Here is a 16,743-nt window from a genome sequence, read left to right on the forward strand (position 1 = left end):
CAAGGGTTTCGATATCGATTCGTCATTCACGTGGACACCGCTGGAAGTAATGGAGGTATGAGAAAGGCAAGGACGCACCCGATACCACTCAGATTGCACGAGGCGGATTTTCCACCCCTATTTTTCCCTACCGCTACGGCAGTTCGCGCTACAAATCCGGCAAACCATCGGTCAGATATGAAGGGATTCCGGCCACGGAACCACCGAACATGACGAAGCGGCTGGCGAGCCGGCGCGTGCCGCGCGCCGATGTGCGGGCCGGCCGCCGGGCTCACCCAGCAGTCGCCGTGCCGCCGATACTCCAGCTCCGCGCCCCGCAGCACCGCGCCGGTCACTCGCCTGGTCGGGTTCATGTGGTCTCTCCCCGGTCACGCCCGTGCGAGTTCGGCGCGGGCGGCGGAGGGGGTGAGGATCGCGTGGTACTGCCAGATGATCACCAGGCCGAAGACGCCGTACAGCGCGGCCATGCCCCACGGCGGCAGGACCGAGCCGACCGTGATGCACAGCGACGCGACGACCAGGGCCACCCGGATGTTGAGGTTGTAGACCGCCATGTAGCGGGTGCGGGACGCGGCCGGGACCATGTCGGCGAGCAGGGCCTGCCGGACCGGCACGTCCATCAGCTCGCCCACGGTGAGCACCAGCGCGGCCACGAGCAGCACCCAGCCGGTGTCGCTGACGGCCAGCACCATGTATCCGGCGGTGAACAGCCCCGCCCCGGCGTACAGCCTGACCCGGTCGGGCACGCGGCGCAGCACCAGGTGAGCGACGAGCGCGAGCGCCACGACCAGCACGGTGTTCTCCGCGCGGAGGATGCCGAGCATCTCCACGCCGTCCACCCGGACCGACCACGAGCCGATCGACAGCAGGTCCTGCGCCGGCAGGTCCCTGGCCAGCCGTACGCCGATGTAGTTGATCAGCTGCAGCTCGATGCACATGAACAGCGTGGCGGCGATCAGCAGCCGGCCGAAGGCGCGGTCCTGGAGCACCAGCCGGTAGCCGTTCGCGAAGTCCCGCAGGATCGACCCGCGCGATTCGGCCACCGCGCCGGGCTCCTCCTGCTCGGTCTCCTCGGGCTTGGTCTCCTCCGGCTTGGTCTCCGCGATGAGGAAGTACGTGGCCGCGGCGATCGCGACCGTGCCCGTGGCGGCCAGGGCCAGCAGCAGCGTGAAGTGGCCGTTGTAGAGGAAGCCGCCGAGCAGCGCGCCGATGGCCAGCGCGAGGTTGATCGACCAGTAGTTGATCGTGTAGACGAGCTTGCGGCTCTCGGGGGTCGTGACGTCGAGGATCATCGCGTCGTTCGCCGGCATCGCGAAGCTCGCGGCGAACTTGTTGACGAGGTAGCCGCAGTAGACGATCGCCGGGCTGTGCCAGGCGGGCGAGTCGGCGACCGCCATGAGCGCGAACGTCAGGCAGACGCCGGTCTCGCCGAGCAGCAGCGTGCGCCGCCGCCCGCGTGCGTCGGACATGTGCCCGCCCGCCAGCGTGCCCACGACGCCGAGCACCATGACGGTCACGACCAGCACGCCCGCGACCGCCACGCCGTACTCGAAGGCGAGGTAGATGGCCATGAACGACATGACCATCGAGTCGAGCAGGCGCTGCAGGAAGCCGACCGCGATGCGGACCCGCAGATTGGGATGCAGGGCGGCCAGGTTCATGACGTCACGCCCGCCCCGGCCGCGACGGGCTCGCCCACCTCGGCCCGTACGAGTGAGTGGACCTGCCGCGCCCGCGCGACGGCCTGCTCCTCGGTCTCCCCGGTCACGACGACGAAGCCGTGCCGGGTGCGCCAGTCCACCGTCTCCGGGATCCGGTCGCCCGGCCGGAACGGGAACTCCAGCATGTCCACGAAGTCGAGCGCCCTGGCCTCCTCCACACCGGAGACGGCGCGGACCTCGCCGGGGGTCAGGCTGAAGTACGAGATGTGGGCGACCGCCCGGCGCTCCACCGTGCCCGGCGACCGGCCGTCGAGGATCCGGAAGACGGCCCGCTCGATGTCGAGCCCGGTGGCGAGCTGCACCAGGCGCGGGATCTGGTCGCCGCCGAGCCGCGCCTGCGACTCGACGATCCGGGGACCGGCGGCGGTCCAGATGATCTCGGTGTGCGCCGGGCCGGTCTGGTAGCCGGTCAGCCGCAGCATCTCGACCGTCAGCTCGGCCATCGCCGCCGTGTCCGGCCCGACGGGCGCGGGGTGCACGTGCCCGGCCTCGACGAACAGCGGCGGCGGGCCGAGCACCTTGCGGGTGACGCCCACCACCTGGTGGCGGCCGCGGTCGCTGAGCGACTCGACGCTGTATTCGGGGCCGCGCAGGTACTCCTCCACCAGGACCGGGCCGCGGTAGCCGTAGGAGTCGAGCAGCGCGCCCCACTCGGCGACCTGGCCGGGCTCGCGCAGCAGGTACACACCCCGGCTGCCGGCCAGCTCGGTCGGTTTGACGACCACGGGCAGCTCGAAGCCGCCGAGCAGGCCGGGCACGTCCTGCCAGCGGGCCGCGTGGGCGAACCGCACCGGCGACAGGTCGTGCTCGGCGAGCAGCCGCCGCAGCTGGAGCTTGTCGTTGAGCAGTTCGATCGAGCGGGCGGGGTTGACCGCCTTGCCGAGGTCCTCCGCGATGCGGTAGGTGGCGAGCATGCTCTCCTCGGCCCCGATGTGGTAGACGAGGTCGGCGCCGAAGTCGTGCACGGCCTGCCGTACGGCCCGGTCGAACGCGACGGGGTCGGCGAAGTCGGTGAGCACGAAGGCGTCGGCGAGGTCGGCGATGCCGGCCAGGTAGTCCGGCGTCTGCAGGGTGGGATCCCAGACCGCGCAGATCCGGTGCCCCTCCTCTCGGGCCTTGATGACGAACGCCCGGTAGGGCATGACCATGACGAGATCGCTCACCGGGATCCTCCCTTCTTTCTGCTGGAAGCGGCTGCGTGCCGGAAGCGGGTGGGTCAGTAGGGCAGCTCGCGGCCCGACGGCGTGCGGAGATCGGGCGAGTTCGACTGGGGCTTCCTGGTCGGCTTGCTCACGCGGATGCGACGTGCCATCGAAATCCCTCCAAATCCGCTACGAGCCGTTTCGCGGGCCCTCTGACCAGCACGCTGGCACGCGCGTATGGCCGCCACAACGGCCGCGCACCCTAATGACCAGGCCGAATGACGGAAGGGGCAGACGGCCTACAACTTTGGTTACGCGGGAGTGCTACGAAAATTCACACGCGGGCGTAGGCGAAGCTCGGCGCACGGCTCGGCCCACGTCGCAGGTAGGTCCACCAGGTGAGCCCGGCGAGCAGCACGTAGGCACCGACGAAGATCCACAGGGCGGGCAGCGACCATCCCGCGTGCTCCTGGGCGACGCGGGCCGCGGCGGCGCCGGTCATGCCCTTCATCGCGCTCGCCGCGTCCAGGCTCGCCAGGCGGAACACCTGCTGGATCAGGAACCCGCCGAACGCGCCGATCGCCCCGGCGATGCCGATCACGGCAGCGGCCCTGCGCTTGTAGTCCGGCGCGGTCAGCGCCGGGTCGACGCCGCGCCTGGCCGCCTCCCTGCGCCCCAGCTCACCGAAGATCACCGGGATCATCCGGTACGTCGAGCCGTTGCCCACGCCGGAGCACGCGAAGACGACCAGATAGGCGCAGAAGAACAGGCCGAAGTCGTGGTGGATCACCCCGGCCGCCGCCGCGACGGTCGCCGCGACCATCCCGGCGAAGACGGCCAGCGTGACCCGGGCCCCGCCGTACCGGTCGGACAGCCGGCCTCCGAGCGGCCGGGCGACCGACCCGGCCAGCGCCCCGACGAAGCCGAGCCCGGCGAGGTAGTCGCGCACGAACGGGTGCTGGGCGAGGAACTCGGGGAACGTCGTCCTGGTCACCAGCGGCAGCGCGAAGGAGAACCCGATGAACGAGCCGAACGTGCCGACGTAGAGCAGCGACACGATCCAGGTCTGCCCGTGCCGCAGCGCCGCGGCGTACGACCGGGGGTCGGCCTTGGCCTCGGCGAGGCTGTCCATGAACAGCCAGGCGCCGATCCCGGCCACCACGATGAACGGCATCCAGACCAGACCGGCGTACGCGAGATGGACCCGCGTGCCCGACGCCGCCACGGGCACGCCGGCGACGACCACCAGCGGCACCAGGAGCTGGACGACCGCGACGCCGAGGTTGCCGCCGGCCGCGTTGAGGCCGAGCGCGAAGCCCTTGCGGCGCTCGGGATAGAAGAACGAGATGTTCGCCATCGAGGAGGAGAAGTTGCCTCCGCCGACGCCCGCCACGGCGGCGCAGGCGAGCAGGACCCAGAACCTCGTGTCGTGGTCCTGCGCGGCCAGCCAGCCGCTCGGCACGACGAACGCCAGCAGCGAGGACGGGACCAGCAGCAGTGCCGCCGACATCGTCGTCCACATCCGGCCGCCGAAGCGCGGCACCGCGAACGTGTACGGGATCCGGATCGCCGCGCCCACCAGGTTGGGCGCGGAGACGAGCCAGAACGACTCCGACACGCTCATCGGCAGCCCGGCGGCGGGCAGGCTCAGCACCACCACCGACCACAGCACCCAGATCGCGAAGCCCAGATGCTCGGTGAAGACCGACAGGATCAGGTTGCGCCGGGCCACCCGGCGTCCTGTGGTCTCCCAGAACTCCTCGTCCTCCGGATTCCAGTGCTCGATCCATCCCCGGCCGCGCCGGGCGGCCGCCGTCGTATCACTCATGCGGGTCTCCTCGTCAGCGTGGTCGGCGTCGGGGTCTCAGGACTGGGCATGCGCGGTCCCTGCGGCTTCCGCCTTCTCCGATTGGGCGAGCCAGCGGGCGATGCCGCACACCGTGTCGGTGCAGGTGCCGCAGCCCGTGGTCGCCCGGGTGGCCGAGGCGAGGGCGGTCAGGTCGCGGGCCCCGGACCGCCACGCGGCGACCAGCTTGTCCTTGCTGACCGCGTTGCAGCGGCACACCACGCTCGTTCCTGGCAGCCCCGCCGCGCCGCCGCCGGGGGCCGCGCCCTCGCCGTACGGCATGGCCCGGCCGAGCAGCAACGCGAGCCGGTCGGGCGGCACGGGCAGGCCGCGGTCGTAGAACTGGGTGATCGCGGCGGCGGCGTCGGGCACGCCGAGCGCGATGGCCCCCGCCACCCGCTCGTCGCGGACGACGAGCTTGGCGTAGCGGCCCCGGGAAGGCTCGCTCAGCCACAGCACCTCGGCGCGCGGGTCGTCCGGCGCGGCGTGCACGTCGCCCAGCGCGGCCAGGTCCACCCCGCTCGCCTTGAGCCGGGTCACCACCTTCGTGCCGCGGTAGGGCGACCGCCCGCCGGTGAGCAGCGCGGCCAGCGCGGCGGCCTGCTCCCAGGCGGGCTGCACCAGGCCGGGGACCGTGCCGGGATGCCGGGCGCAGTCGCCGATCGCGTGGATCAGCGGGTCGCTCGTGCGCAGGTCGTCGTCCACCAGCACGCCGCCGTCGACGGCGAGCCCGGCGGCGGACGCCTGCGCGGTCTGCGGGCGCACCCCCGCCGCCACGACGACGAGGTCGGCGGCGACCAGCCGGCCGTCGTCCAGCTTCAGCCCGTCGCCGGGCAGGTAGCGGGCCGCCCGCGAGTTCAGCAGCACCCGCACGCCGAGGCCGCGCAGGACCCGGGCGAGCACGTGGCCCGCGCCGTGGTCGAGCTGGCGCTCCATCAGGTGGCCGTTCGGGTGGACGACGGTGACCGCGTTGCCACGCGCCGCCAGGCCCCTGGCCGCCTCCAGGCCGAGCAGGCCGCCGCCGAGCACGGCCACCCGCGCGCCGCCGCGCGCTCCGGCCGCGATCGCGGCGCAGTCGTCCAGCGTGCGGAACGTCGCCACGCCGGGGGCGAGACCGCCGTCGTCGCCGGTCAGCCCCTCCACGGGCGGCACCCACGCACGGGCGCCGGTGGCCAGCACGAGCACGTCGTAGCCGACCCACGTGCCGTCGTCGAGCGCGACGCCGCGCCCGGCGCGGTCGACGGAGACGACCGCGCGGCCCCGCCGCACCTCGACGCCGTGCGCGGCGGCCCAGCCCTCCTCCTGCAGCCGCACCGACTCGGCGGACATCGCGCCCGCCAGCACGTTCGACAGCAGGACCCGGTTGTACGGCGGGTGCGGCTCGTCCCCGACGGCGACGATCGCGACGCGCTCTCCCGCCGGATCCCGGCGGCGGATCTCCTCCGCCAGCCGGGCGCCGGCCATGCCGTAGCCGGCGATCACGACCCTGGTTCTCACTGCGCCTCCCGTTCCCCCGCCGCCGACAGCCGTACGGCGCAGACCTTGAATTCGGGCATCCGGCTGACGGGATCGAGCGCCGGATTGGTCACGAGGTTGGCGCGCTGGGCGCCCGGGAAGTGGAACGGCAGGAAGACCACGTCGGGCCGCATCGACGGCACGCAGCGCACCGTCGCGAGGACCCGCCCGCGCCTGCCGACGACCGCCGCCGCCGCGCCGTCGCGCAGCCCGGCCCGCCGCGCGGTGTCCGGGTGCACCTCGACGTACGCCTCGGGCACGGCCGCGCGCAGTTCCTCCACCCGGCGGGTCTGCGCGCCCGACTGGTAGTGCTGGAGCACCCGCCCGGTGATCGCGTACAGCGGGAACTCCTCGTCCGGCGGCTCGGCCGGCCCTGTGTGGTCCACCACGGCGAACCTGGCCCGCCCGTCGGGATGGGCGAACCGGTCCAGGAACAGCCGCGGCGTCCCCTGATGTCCCGGCTGCCGAGGGACGGGCCAATGGAGCCGCTCTCCGGCGCGCAGCCGGTCCCAGGTCACGCCCGAGTAGTCGGCGGGGCCGCCCTCGGACGCCGCCCGCAGCTCGGTGAAGACCGTCTCGGGGTCGGTGGGGAAGCGCTCGGGCGGCTGCCCGAGCCGTACGGCCAGGTCGTGCAGGACCTCCAGGTCGGTGCGCACCCCGGGCGGCGGGGCCAGCGCGCGGCGGCGCAGCAGCACGCGCCCTTCGAGGTTGGTCAGCGTGCCGTCCTCCTCGGCCCACTGCGTGATCGGCAGCACCGCGTCGGCGGCCCTCGCCGTCTCCGACAGCACGATGTCGGAGACGACGAGGAGGTCGAGCGCGGCCAGCCGGTCGGCCACCCGGGCCGAATGCGGCGCCGACACGACCGGGTTGCTGCCGAAGACCAGCAGCGCGGACGGGCCGCCGGAGGTGCCGAGCGCGTCGAGCAGTTCGAACGCCGACCGTCCCGGGCCGGGCAGCACGGACGGCTCGACCCCCCACACCCGCGCCACGTGCGCGCGGGCCGCCGGGTCGTCGATCCGCCGGTAGCCGGGGAGCTGGTCGGCCTTCTGCCCGTGCTCGCGCCCGCCCTGCCCGTTGCCCTGGCCGGTCAGGCAGCCCCAGCCCGAGCCCAGGCGGCCGGGCAGGCCGAGCGCGAGCGCCAGGTTGATCCAGGCCCCGACCGTGTCCACGCCCGTGGCGTGCTGCTCCGCCCCCCGGGCGGTCAGCACGTACGCGCTCGCGGCCTCGGCCAGGATCGCGGCGGCCCTGCGCTGGTCGGCGGCGGCGACGCCGGTCACCCGCTCCACCCGCTCGGGCCACCAGGCGGCGGCCGGCCGCCAGGCCTCCTCGAAGCCCGTCGTGCGGTCGCCGACGTACGCGTGGTCGACCCGGCCGTCGGCCACGGCGGCGTGCAGGATGCCGAGCGCCAGCGCGAGGTCGGTGCCGGGGGCCGGCGCGAGGTGCAGCGCCGCACGCTCCGCCGTGGGGGTGCGCCGGGGATCGACCACGATGAGCCCCCCGGCGTCCATGGCGCGGCGCAGGTGCGACAGGAACGGCGGCATCGTCTCCGCCGGGTTGGCCCCGGCGAGCAGCACCGCGTCCGCGCCGTCCAGGTCGGCCAGAGGGAACGGCAGCCCCCGGTCGAGGCCGAAGGCGCGGTGCGCCGCGGCCGCCGCCGACGACATGCAGAACCTGCCGTTGTAGTCCACCTGGGAGGTGCCGAGCGCCACCCGGGCGAACTTGCCGAGCAGGTATGCCTTCTCGTTCGTGAGCCCGCCGCCGCCGAAGACCGCGACGGCGTCCGGCCCGCGTTCCGCGACGATCTCCTTGATCCTCCGGGCGACCAGGCCGAGGGCCTCGTCCCAGCTCGCCGGGCGCAGGGTCCCGCCGTTCCTGAGGAGCGGCGTGGTAAGCCGGGCCGGCGAGCCGAGCAGGGCCGCGGCGGTCCAGCCCTTCTGGCACAGGCCGCCCGCGGACGGGTCGCGGGGCCGCACCCGGACCGAGGTGCGGCCCGCCGGGCTGAGGGTCATGCCGCACTGCAACGCGCAGTACGGGCAGTGAGTGTCGACAGCGGCACCGACAGCGGCGTCCGCCGGGCGCGTGCTCGTCGCCGCGCGCATCGCTCCACCTCCGTGACCGGCACTCGTACGCAGCCGGGTGGCCTAGACGACGTCGGGGGTGAGAGCGTCGTGGATCTCGGAGTAGTCGGCGGCCGGGGCCGGGGCCAGCCGGCGGCCGACGCCGAGCGCGAGCATCTCCAGGCGGCTCATCAGCCGGGCGAAGTCCTCGGGGAGCAGCGCCTGCTTGCCGTCGCACAGCGCCTGCTCGGGCTGGACGTGCACGTCGATCAGCAGGGCGTCCGCGCCCGCCGCCACGGCGGCCAGCGTGAGCGGCTCGATGAGCTCGGGGATGCCGAGCGAGTGGCTGGGGTCGACCATCACCGGCAGGTGGGTGCGCCGCTTGAGCAGCGCCACCGCCGACAGGTCGAGCGTGAAGCGGGTGGCTCCCTCGAACGTCCTGATCCCCCGCTCGCACAGCACGACCTGGTCGTTGCCCTCGGCGAGGAGGTACTCGGCGGCGGTGAGCAGCTCGTCCACCGTGCAGCCGAAGCCGCGCTTGAGCACGGCCGGCATGCCGCTGCGGCCCACCTCGGTCAGCAGCTCGAAGTTCTGCATGTTGCGGGTGCCGATCTGGAAGCCGTCGATCACCTCGGCCATCCGGTCCACGTGCCGGGGGTCGACCACCTCGGTAAGGATCGGCAGGCCGGTCTCCTCCCTGGCCCGCACCAGCAGGTCCAGGCCCGCCCACTTGAGGCCCTGGAAGGAGTACGGCGTGGTGCGCGGCTTGAACGCGCCGCCGCGCAGGCCGACCGCACCGTGCCGGGCGACGGCGGCGGCCGTGGACCTCATCTGCCCGGGGTTCTCGACCGCGCAGGGCCCGGCGAAGACGGCGATGTCCCCGTCCCCGATCACGGCGGAGCCGATGGTCACGGCCGTACCCGAGGGGAACAGCTCGCGCCGGCCGAGCCGGAAGCCGCCGCCCGCCCGTACGCTCTGCCGGGGCTGGGGCAGATCGGCCGGGAGGGGCAGCAGGGCGGCGGGCCCCTGGGCCACCATCACGTCCGCCCCGCCCAGCCGGTACGTCGTGGCCGTGGTGCCGGTGGAGTCGAAGTGCTGGGCCCACCCGGCGATGCCGGACGGATCGATCGTCGAGTCGAACACCAGCAACAGCTCGGCGTCGGTCATGGGAATCCTCCACATCCGTGGTGTCGGGTCTTCGTGGTGTCGGGCCTGTGTGGTGTCGGGTCTTCGTGGTGTCGGGCCTGTGTGGTGTCGGGCCTGTGCGGGGATCGCGACGGCGGTGTCTTCCGGGTGTGCGCCGCCGGGCCGGGCCTTGGGGGGAACCTCCGGCCCGGCGGCGCGGATCGGGTGCGGATCGCCGTTGATCCGCGTGCGGGTCGCCTCTGATCCGCGTGCGGATCGCGGGAATCGGGGGGGCGTGGGCCGGGCGGGATCAGACGAAGACGTCGGTGAGGATCGTGCCGAGCGACTTGCCGCCGTTCTCGCGGATGTAGGTGGACAGCGAGCTGTACTTCTCCCGCAGCCGGCGCTTGAGGACCTTGCCGGTGACGCCGACCGGGAAGTCCTCCTCGTTGCGCGCGACCTCCAGCATGGTCAGCTCGGGGTGACCGGCGGCCTTCAGCCTCTCGTTCGCCTCGTTGAGCAGCCTCTGCGCGTCCGGCCTGGCGGCGCTGGACGTGACGACCGCCACCGGAACCGTGCGGCCGCGGTGGATGCCCGCCACCACGGCGCAGTCGAGGACCTCGGGCAGGTCGTTGAGCAGCAGCTCCTCCATGAAGACCGAGTAGCCGGTGCCGCTCGGGGTCTCGATCGCGTCCACCGCCCGGTCGACCTGGAAGTAGTTGCCCGCCTCGTCGCGGTAGGCCATGTCGCCGGTCAGCCAGTAGCCCGACAGCTTGCTGCGGTAGGTCGTGTCGGAGTCGCTCCAGTATCCGGCGGTGATCGCCGGGCCCTTCGCGCCGAGCAGCCCGACCTCGTTGACGTCGGCGATCGTGCCGTCCCTGCGCAGCACGGCGACCTCGGCGACGCCGACCGGCTTGCCCACGCACCGGTCGTTGCGCTCGTCGGCCAGCGTGCGGACCTTCAGCAGCACGCCCCAGCCCAGCTCGGTGGTGCCGAGGCGGTCGAAGAACGCGGCCGGCGGCAGCGACGGGTCGCGCATGGCGAGGATGCCCTTGATGTGCTTCTCGTGGACCGCGTCGCCGATGGAGATCCAGACGTTGACCGAGTCGATCGTCCCGGCCGGCAGGTCCGCGCCCGCCAGCTCGGCGTACGCGTGGCCGAAGGCCATGACGGTCGTCGGGCGGTACTTCTCGACGGCCTTGGCCAGCTCGGGGCCGCTGGTGTCGAACCACGGCACGATCGGCGTGCCGCCCAGCACGGCGTACGTCGTGTAGGCGATGCAGCCGAGGTGCGACTGCGGCAGCGCGGTCATCATCACGGCGCCCGGCTGCTCGTGGTGGTCCACGAGGCGGAAGCGCGGCCCGGCCACGCACGAGCGGTGGGTCTGGATGACCGGCTTGGGGCGCCCGGTGGTGCCGGAGGAGTGCAGGATCGAGACCGGGTCCTCGCCCACGTGGCGGAAGCGGGCCTCCTGCGGCAGCGCGGCGGGCGGGGGCGCGGGCAGCTCCTCGGCCACCTGGGTCCACCGCAGGCCGGGCAGCAGGTGGAACTCCTCGCCGAGGATCTCCAGGTGGGCGAGGTCGGTGTACATGCCGACCGGGTTGGTCTGGCGGCACAGCTCGGTGGCGATGTACCGCGACGCCTTGCTGTTGACCAGCACCGCCACCGCGCCGATCTGGGCCAGCGCGTAGAAGTGCAGGGAGTAGGCGAAGGAGTCCTCCAGGTAGATGGCCACGCGGTCGCGGGGCCGCACGCCCTGGCGCAGGTACCACACCGACCAGCTCTGGGCCAGCTCGTCCAGCTCGAGCAGGCTGAACTCGGTCTGCTGCTCGCCCTTGGTGTTGGTCAGCGGCCTGCCCAGGTGGATGAACGGCAGCTCCGGGTGCGGGTTGGCCTCGATGGCCTTCGTCAGCAGGTTGCCGCCGCCGAGGTCGGGGTCCGCGGCGATCCTGGCGCGCTGCTCCGTCGTGAGGACGGTCTCGTGGGAGATGGTCATCGATCTCACCTTTCAGTCGTGACGGGAGGTGACGTGCTCGTGGTGGGGCTGGGCTCGTACGAGGTCAGGGGATGCTCGAAGGGGCATTGCTCGAAGGGGCATTGCTCGAAGGGGCATTGCTCGAAGGGGCATTGCTCGAAGGGGCATTGCTCGAAGGGGCATGCTCGAAGGGGCGCAGTGCGCCGAACATCTCGGCGCAGGTGTCGCGGTGGAAGCCGAGATCGGGGCCGAGGAGGTCACGCAGCCCGCCCAGGGCCGCCGCGAACTCCTCCTCTCCGTCCGCCCGGCCGTCAAGGAGGCCGGCGAGCGTGCGTACGCCTTCGGCCAGCGCCGCGCGGGCGGCGGCGGCCTGCGGGTTGGCCGACTGGACGTCCCAGTAGACCTCCGGGGTGCCCGAGGCGATCCGGGCCAGCAGCGCGAGCATCGTGGCGTGCGGCGGCGGGGCGACGGCGGCCAGTTCGGCGACACCGACGCCGAGGCGGGCCAGCGCCAACCCGAACGACAGCACCGCCGCGTGGGTGAGCGCCTGCGTCGCCGCGGCCAGCCGGTCGTGCTCGTGCGCGCCGAGCCGTACGGCACGGCCGCCCCAGCTCTCGACCAGCCGCAGCAGCGCCCTCGCGCGGGGACCGTCGTGGACCACGACGGCGGCGACCGGCCGCCCCGCGAAGCCGAGCGACGGGGCGAACATCGGGTTGAGACCGGCCGCCTCGACGTCTCCGGCATGGGCCCGGATCGCGTCGGCGATCGGGCCCTTGACCGAGAGCGTGTCGGCGAGCAGTGCGCCCGGCCGCATCGCGGCGGCGACCTGTTTCACCGCCGCCAGGGCCACCTGCTCCGGCACCGCGAGCAGGACGAGGTCGGCCCGCCCGATCTCCTCGGCGAGATCGGGCCCGATGTCCGTGATGTCGCCGCGCAGGAACCGCGCCTCGCCGGCAGGGGCCTCGACGACACCAGGCTCGACGACACCAGGCTCGACGACACCGTGCTCGACGACAGCGGGCGCGGGGTCGACGACGAGCACCTCGGCACCGGACCGCAGCAGGTGCTCGGCGAACAGGCCGCCCACGGCGCCCGCGCCGCCCACGACGACGCAGCGCCGCAGCAGGTCCGTCTCCCCGCGATCCGCCGCCGGGCGGTCGCAGGCCGTCGTGTGGTCCCCGCGGATCATCGTCAGGCCCCCACGGTCTGGGCCGCGGTGGCCAGCACCGCGGTGATCATGGCGCGGGACTTGACGACCGTCTCCTCGAACTCCTCCTCGGGGTCCGACAGGGCCACGATCGCGCCGCCGACGCCGAAGCTGACCCGGTCCCGGGTGGCGACGAGCGTGCGGATGATGATGCTGAGGTCGGTGGCCCCGCTCAGGGAGAACCAGCCGAGCGCGCCGGAGTAGGCGCCGCGCGGGCCCTCCTCCAACCGGTCGATGATCTCCATCGTGCGGATCTTGGGAGCGCCGGTCATCGACCCGCCGGGGAAGGCCGCCCGCACGCAGCTCACCACCGACTCCTCCGGGCGCAGCGTGCCCCGGATGGTGGAGACGAGCTGGTGCACCGGCGCGTACGTCTCGACGTGGAAGAGCCGGGGCACGTGCACCGACCCGACCTCGCAGACCGTGTTCAGGTCGTTGCGGATCAAGTCGACGATCATGAGGTTCTCGGCGCGGTCCTTCTCGCGGCTGAGCAGGTCGTGGCGGAGCGCCTCGTCCTCCTCCGGCGTCGCGCCGCGCGGCCGGGTGCCCTTGATCGGTTTGGACTCGGCGACCCGGTCGGGGCCGATCGTCATGAACCGCTCGGGCGAGGCGCTGAGCACCGCGACGTCGGGGAAGTCGAGCAGCGCGCCGTACGGCACCGGGCTGATCGTGCGCAGGTGGCTGTAGGTCCGCAGCGGGTCGATCTCGGCGCGGACGGTGACGGCGTTGGTCAGGCAGATCTCGTAGGACTCGCCGTGGTAGATCTCCTCCAGGCACTCGCCGATCCGGCTGAGGTAGCCCTGCTTGTCGTGCCGCATCTCCACCGCGTCGGCGATCGCCGGGTCGGTCATGCCGACCCCCGTGAACGCGACCGGCTCGGCCGGCTCATGCCGGGGCAGGGAGAACAGCCGGGCCGCGGTCTCGTCCAGCCAGGCGAGCGCGTCGCCGTCGTCCGCACCCTCGTCCGCGGCGTACGTCAGCGCGAGCAGGTAGCAGACGCCCTCCACGTCGTCCAGCACGAGCATCCGGTCGGCGAACAGCAGCGCCGCGTCGGGCTCCTCGGCCTGGTGCGCGGCCTGGCCGCCCGCCTCCGCCTTGAGCTCGTAGCCCAGATAGCCGACGTAGCCGAGGTTGAAGTCGAAGGGCAGGCCCCCGGGCGCCGGCACGGCGCGCTCGCGCAACCGCTCGTCCAGGTATTCGAAGAACGGCTGCTCGACGCGCTGCCGCGACCCGTCGGACCGGCGTACGGTCACCGCTCCCTCCGCCACCCGATAGGTGACGTACTCCGCGAGCGGCCCGGAGCCGTCGCCCATGAACGAGAACCGCGACAGCCCTTCGATCACCGAGCTGCTGTCGAGCCAGAAGCCGTGCTCCTTGCCGGCGAACAGCTCCCGGTAGGCGGTCTCCGCGTCCGGCAGCAGCGGCAGCCTGCGCACGTGCACCCGGTAGGGCGAGCGGGCGGCGGCGGCGCGCTCCTGCCTGGCCCTGCGGTGGGCCAGAGCGAGGTCGCGGAAGTTCGCCAGCAGCTCGCGGCCGTGCTCGCTGCTGATCGACTCGGGGTGGAACTGCACGCCCCAGATCGGCTCGGTGCGGTGGCGGACCCCCATGACCACGCCGTCGTCGGTCCAGGCCACCGCCTCCAGCTCGTCCGGCAGGTCGGTAGCGGCCAGCGAGTGGTAGCGCACGACCGAGAACGGCGAGGGCAGGCCGGCGAAGATGTCGGCGCCGGTGTGACGCACCTGCGAGACGCGGCCGTGCATCGGCTGCGGCGCGTGGGTGACGGTCCCGCCGAACAGGTGGCAGATGCCCTGGTGGCCGAGGCAGACGCCGAGCACGGGCAGGCCGCTCTCGCGGATGGCCCGCGCGCTCACGCCGAAGTCGCGGGCCCGCTCGGGCCGGCCGGGGCCCGGCGAGATCACCACGCTGTCGAACTCGTGGATCGGCACCTGCGACCAGTCGGCGTCGTTGCGCACCACGACCGGCGGCTGCCCGTTCACTTCGCCCAGCAGTTGGTAGAGGTTGTAGGTGAACGAGTCGTAATTGTCGATCAGGATCGTTCTCATTCCGGGGTTCCTCCAAGCCGTGTCGGAATAGCCGGGTGAGCCGCCGGCGCCGCGTTCACCGAGCGGCGACATCGCCGATCACCAGGTCCTCGACCCTGCAGGTCTCCGCGATGACGAGGTCGTAGAGGCGGCGCAGGAAGTCGGGGTCGATTCCGTGGTCCTGCGCGTATCGGGCGGCCCGCCGCTGCACGACGCCGATGCGGTGGGGCTGCATCATCGGCACATTGTGCTCGCGCTTGAAATGCGCGATTTCCACACACGTCTCGATGCGCCTGCGCAGCGTGTCGAGCAGCGACTCGTCGATACGGTCGAGCGAAGCCCGCAGCGTCTCCAGACCGTCTTCTCCGGCGCCGTTTCCAGCCATGTGAACAGCCCTCCAATCGGGGGTGCGCGGATGTTCCGGCCCTGTCGGGCTAATTCAGGATTCGATCCGGCACGCATTTGACACAACCCCTAACGGCCCCACAGCACAGCCGGACAATCCGGGATGACCTCGGACTTCTCGGCACCCCGAGGCGCCTCAGGGGAGAGGCGCCGACGACCCCCGTCAACCCCTATCGGGAAACCACCAATCCCGAGCGATCGGGGAATTTTATTGACCGGCCCGAAATCGCCGGACTAGCCTCCGTTCGCGAAGTGCCTGTGAGCACGTGCGAGAAACGGCGGTGGCGAAAGTGAAACCTCGGGCATTCGTACTTACCGGATCATTCCTGGTGATCTGCCGGGCCCCTCTTTATCTGCGCGAATTGTCCCGCCGGGGGCTGCGGATCCTCGTGGTCACGCCGGCGTCCTGGCGGGAGCAGGCGCTGGCCCAGATGCGCGATCCCGCGCACCCGGCCTCGGTCATCGAGGAGATCGCCTTCACCGACGGCGACGTCAACACGGAGAACTCGTTCACCGCGGGCGTGATCTCCGGCGTACGGGCCTGGCGCGACCGCTACGACATCGCCGGCGTGTACGCGGTCGGCGAGACGCTGGTCGAGCCGACCGGCCTGCTCGCCGACGCCCTGGGGCTGCCCTCCCCCGGCCTGCGGGCCACCCGCGCCTGCCGCAGCAAGTATCTCCAGCGGTGGTATCTGCCGGAGTTCAGCCCGGCCTCGGTGGTCGTCCCCCCGGCCGCGCGCGCGACGTTCTCCGCCGCAGACGTGCCGTTCCCCGCCGTGGTCAAGCCCGCCGGCCGGCACTCCAGCTCCGGCGTGGAGACCGTGCGCGACCCTGCCGAGCTGCGCGCCCAGCTCGACGCGTACCTGCCGCACGAGACGGTGCTGGTGGAGGAGAAGGTGACGGGCCAGGAGTTCTCCGTGGAGAGCCTGGTGCAGGACGGCAGGGTCGTCTTCGCCTCGGTGACCCGCAAGGAGACGACCGAGTCGGGCGCCCGTACCTTCGTCGAGCTGTCCCACTCGGTCCCGAACGAACTCGACGGCGTGGACGAGATCATCCTCGACGCCAACCGGCGCATGCTCGAACGGCTGGCCTTCGGATGCGGCATCGCGCACGCCGAGTGGCGGGTGGACGGCGCGGGCCGGCCCTACCTGATGGAGGTGGCCGCGCGCACCCCCGGCGACGGCCTGTCGATCCTCTACTCGCTCGCGACCGGCGCCCCGATGGAGCCGGAGATCATCCGCATCGCCCTCGGGGAGCCCGCCTCCTACCCCGCGCCCCGCCGGTACGCCCGGCAGGTCTACCTGGAGCACGAGCCCGGGCGGCTCGGCGACGTGACGGTGGACTGGCCGGGTATCTCGCCGGCCTGGGTGGGCGAGGGCGGCCTGTGGCCCGAGATCGAGCCCGGCGCCCCGGACGACCCGCCCACGCTGCGCGCCGTGCTCGTGCTCAAGGACCGGGGCGCCGAACTCGGGCCGCTGCACAGCTCCGACGACCGCGCGGTGACGTTCCTCATCGACGCGCCCACCCCGGCCGAGCTGGACGCCCTCGAAATGCGCGTACGGCACGCCGTGCGGATCCACACACTCGCCCCCGAGCCCGCCGGCGCCCGCATGTGAGATTGCGCGAGGCGCGGCGGGAGGCTCGTCGCCTCTGGTCGGAGTAGACGTCCTCGCCCGGGTCGTCCCGCTTCGCCTTCACGATCTCGTAG

Annotated in this window: 11 protein-coding genes; 1 reads left to right on the forward strand and 10 read right to left on the reverse strand. The window is 72.7% G+C overall.

What is annotated here, in order from left to right; all coding sequences use genetic code 11:
- Positions 1-368: 368 nt before the first annotated feature.
- From ABZ857_RS26670 to ABZ857_RS26715, 10 genes are all read right to left on the reverse strand, one after another.
- Complete coding sequence (locus ABZ857_RS26670) at positions 369-1,661, reverse strand: MFS transporter (RefSeq protein WP_357047365.1); 1,293 nt, start codon at positions 1,659-1,661, stop codon at positions 369-371.
- Entirely contained in the window at positions 1,658-2,884 is a 1,227-nt protein-coding gene (locus tag ABZ857_RS26675; RefSeq protein WP_357047368.1) for an ATP-grasp domain-containing protein, read from the reverse strand. Before ABZ857_RS26675 ends, ABZ857_RS26670 begins: the two co-directional genes overlap by 4 nt.
- A gap of 313 nt (positions 2,885-3,197) precedes the next feature.
- The gene (locus ABZ857_RS26680) at positions 3,198-4,691 is read right to left on the reverse strand and encodes an MFS transporter (RefSeq protein WP_357047371.1); all 1,494 of its coding nucleotides are present in this window, start codon (positions 4,689-4,691) and stop codon (positions 3,198-3,200) included.
- Between the two features lie 36 nt (positions 4,692-4,727).
- On the reverse strand, positions 4,728-6,206 hold the full coding sequence (locus tag ABZ857_RS26685) for an FAD-dependent oxidoreductase (protein ID WP_357047374.1): 1,479 nt from the start codon (positions 6,204-6,206) through the stop codon (positions 4,728-4,730).
- Positions 6,203-8,323 carry a molybdopterin-dependent oxidoreductase gene (locus ABZ857_RS26690; protein WP_357047377.1) on the reverse strand — a complete coding sequence of 707 codons (2,121 nt, stop codon included), beginning with the start codon at positions 8,321-8,323 and terminating at the stop codon, positions 6,203-6,205. The genes ABZ857_RS26685 and ABZ857_RS26690 overlap by 4 nt, the downstream gene beginning before the upstream one ends.
- Positions 8,324-8,365: 42 nt before the next feature.
- Positions 8,366-9,448: a 3-deoxy-7-phosphoheptulonate synthase gene (gene aroF, locus ABZ857_RS26695; protein ID WP_357047380.1), complete on the reverse strand. Its 1,083-nt coding sequence runs from the start codon at positions 9,446-9,448 to the stop codon at positions 8,366-8,368.
- Between the two features lie 268 nt (positions 9,449-9,716).
- The gene (locus tag ABZ857_RS26700) at positions 9,717-11,402 is read right to left on the reverse strand and encodes a class I adenylate-forming enzyme family protein (protein ID WP_357047383.1); all 1,686 of its coding nucleotides are present in this window, start codon (positions 11,400-11,402) and stop codon (positions 9,717-9,719) included.
- 64 nt (positions 11,403-11,466) lie between these two features.
- Positions 11,467-12,570 (reverse strand): prephenate dehydrogenase/arogenate dehydrogenase family protein, encoded by a 1,104-nt coding sequence (locus ABZ857_RS26705; RefSeq protein ID WP_357047386.1) that lies wholly within the window; start codon positions 12,568-12,570, stop codon positions 11,467-11,469.
- Between the two features lie 2 nt (positions 12,571-12,572).
- A complete protein-coding gene (pabB, locus tag ABZ857_RS26710; RefSeq protein WP_357047389.1) occupies positions 12,573-14,651 on the reverse strand; it encodes an aminodeoxychorismate synthase component I in 2,079 nt (692 codons plus the stop codon).
- 55 nt (positions 14,652-14,706) lie between these two features.
- Complete coding sequence (locus tag ABZ857_RS26715) at positions 14,707-15,015, reverse strand: chorismate mutase family protein (RefSeq protein WP_357047392.1); 309 nt, start codon at positions 15,013-15,015, stop codon at positions 14,707-14,709.
- A gap of 382 nt (positions 15,016-15,397) precedes the next feature.
- Between ABZ857_RS26715 and ABZ857_RS26720 the strand changes: the two genes are divergently transcribed.
- On the forward strand, positions 15,398-16,651 hold the full coding sequence (locus ABZ857_RS26720) for an ATP-grasp domain-containing protein (RefSeq protein ID WP_357047395.1): 1,254 nt from the start codon (positions 15,398-15,400) through the stop codon (positions 16,649-16,651).
- Positions 16,652-16,743: the final 92 nt, after the last annotated feature.

The organism is Microbispora sp. NPDC046933 (genome assembly GCF_040644635.1).
GTDB lineage: Bacteria > Actinomycetota > Actinomycetes > Streptosporangiales > Streptosporangiaceae > Microbispora.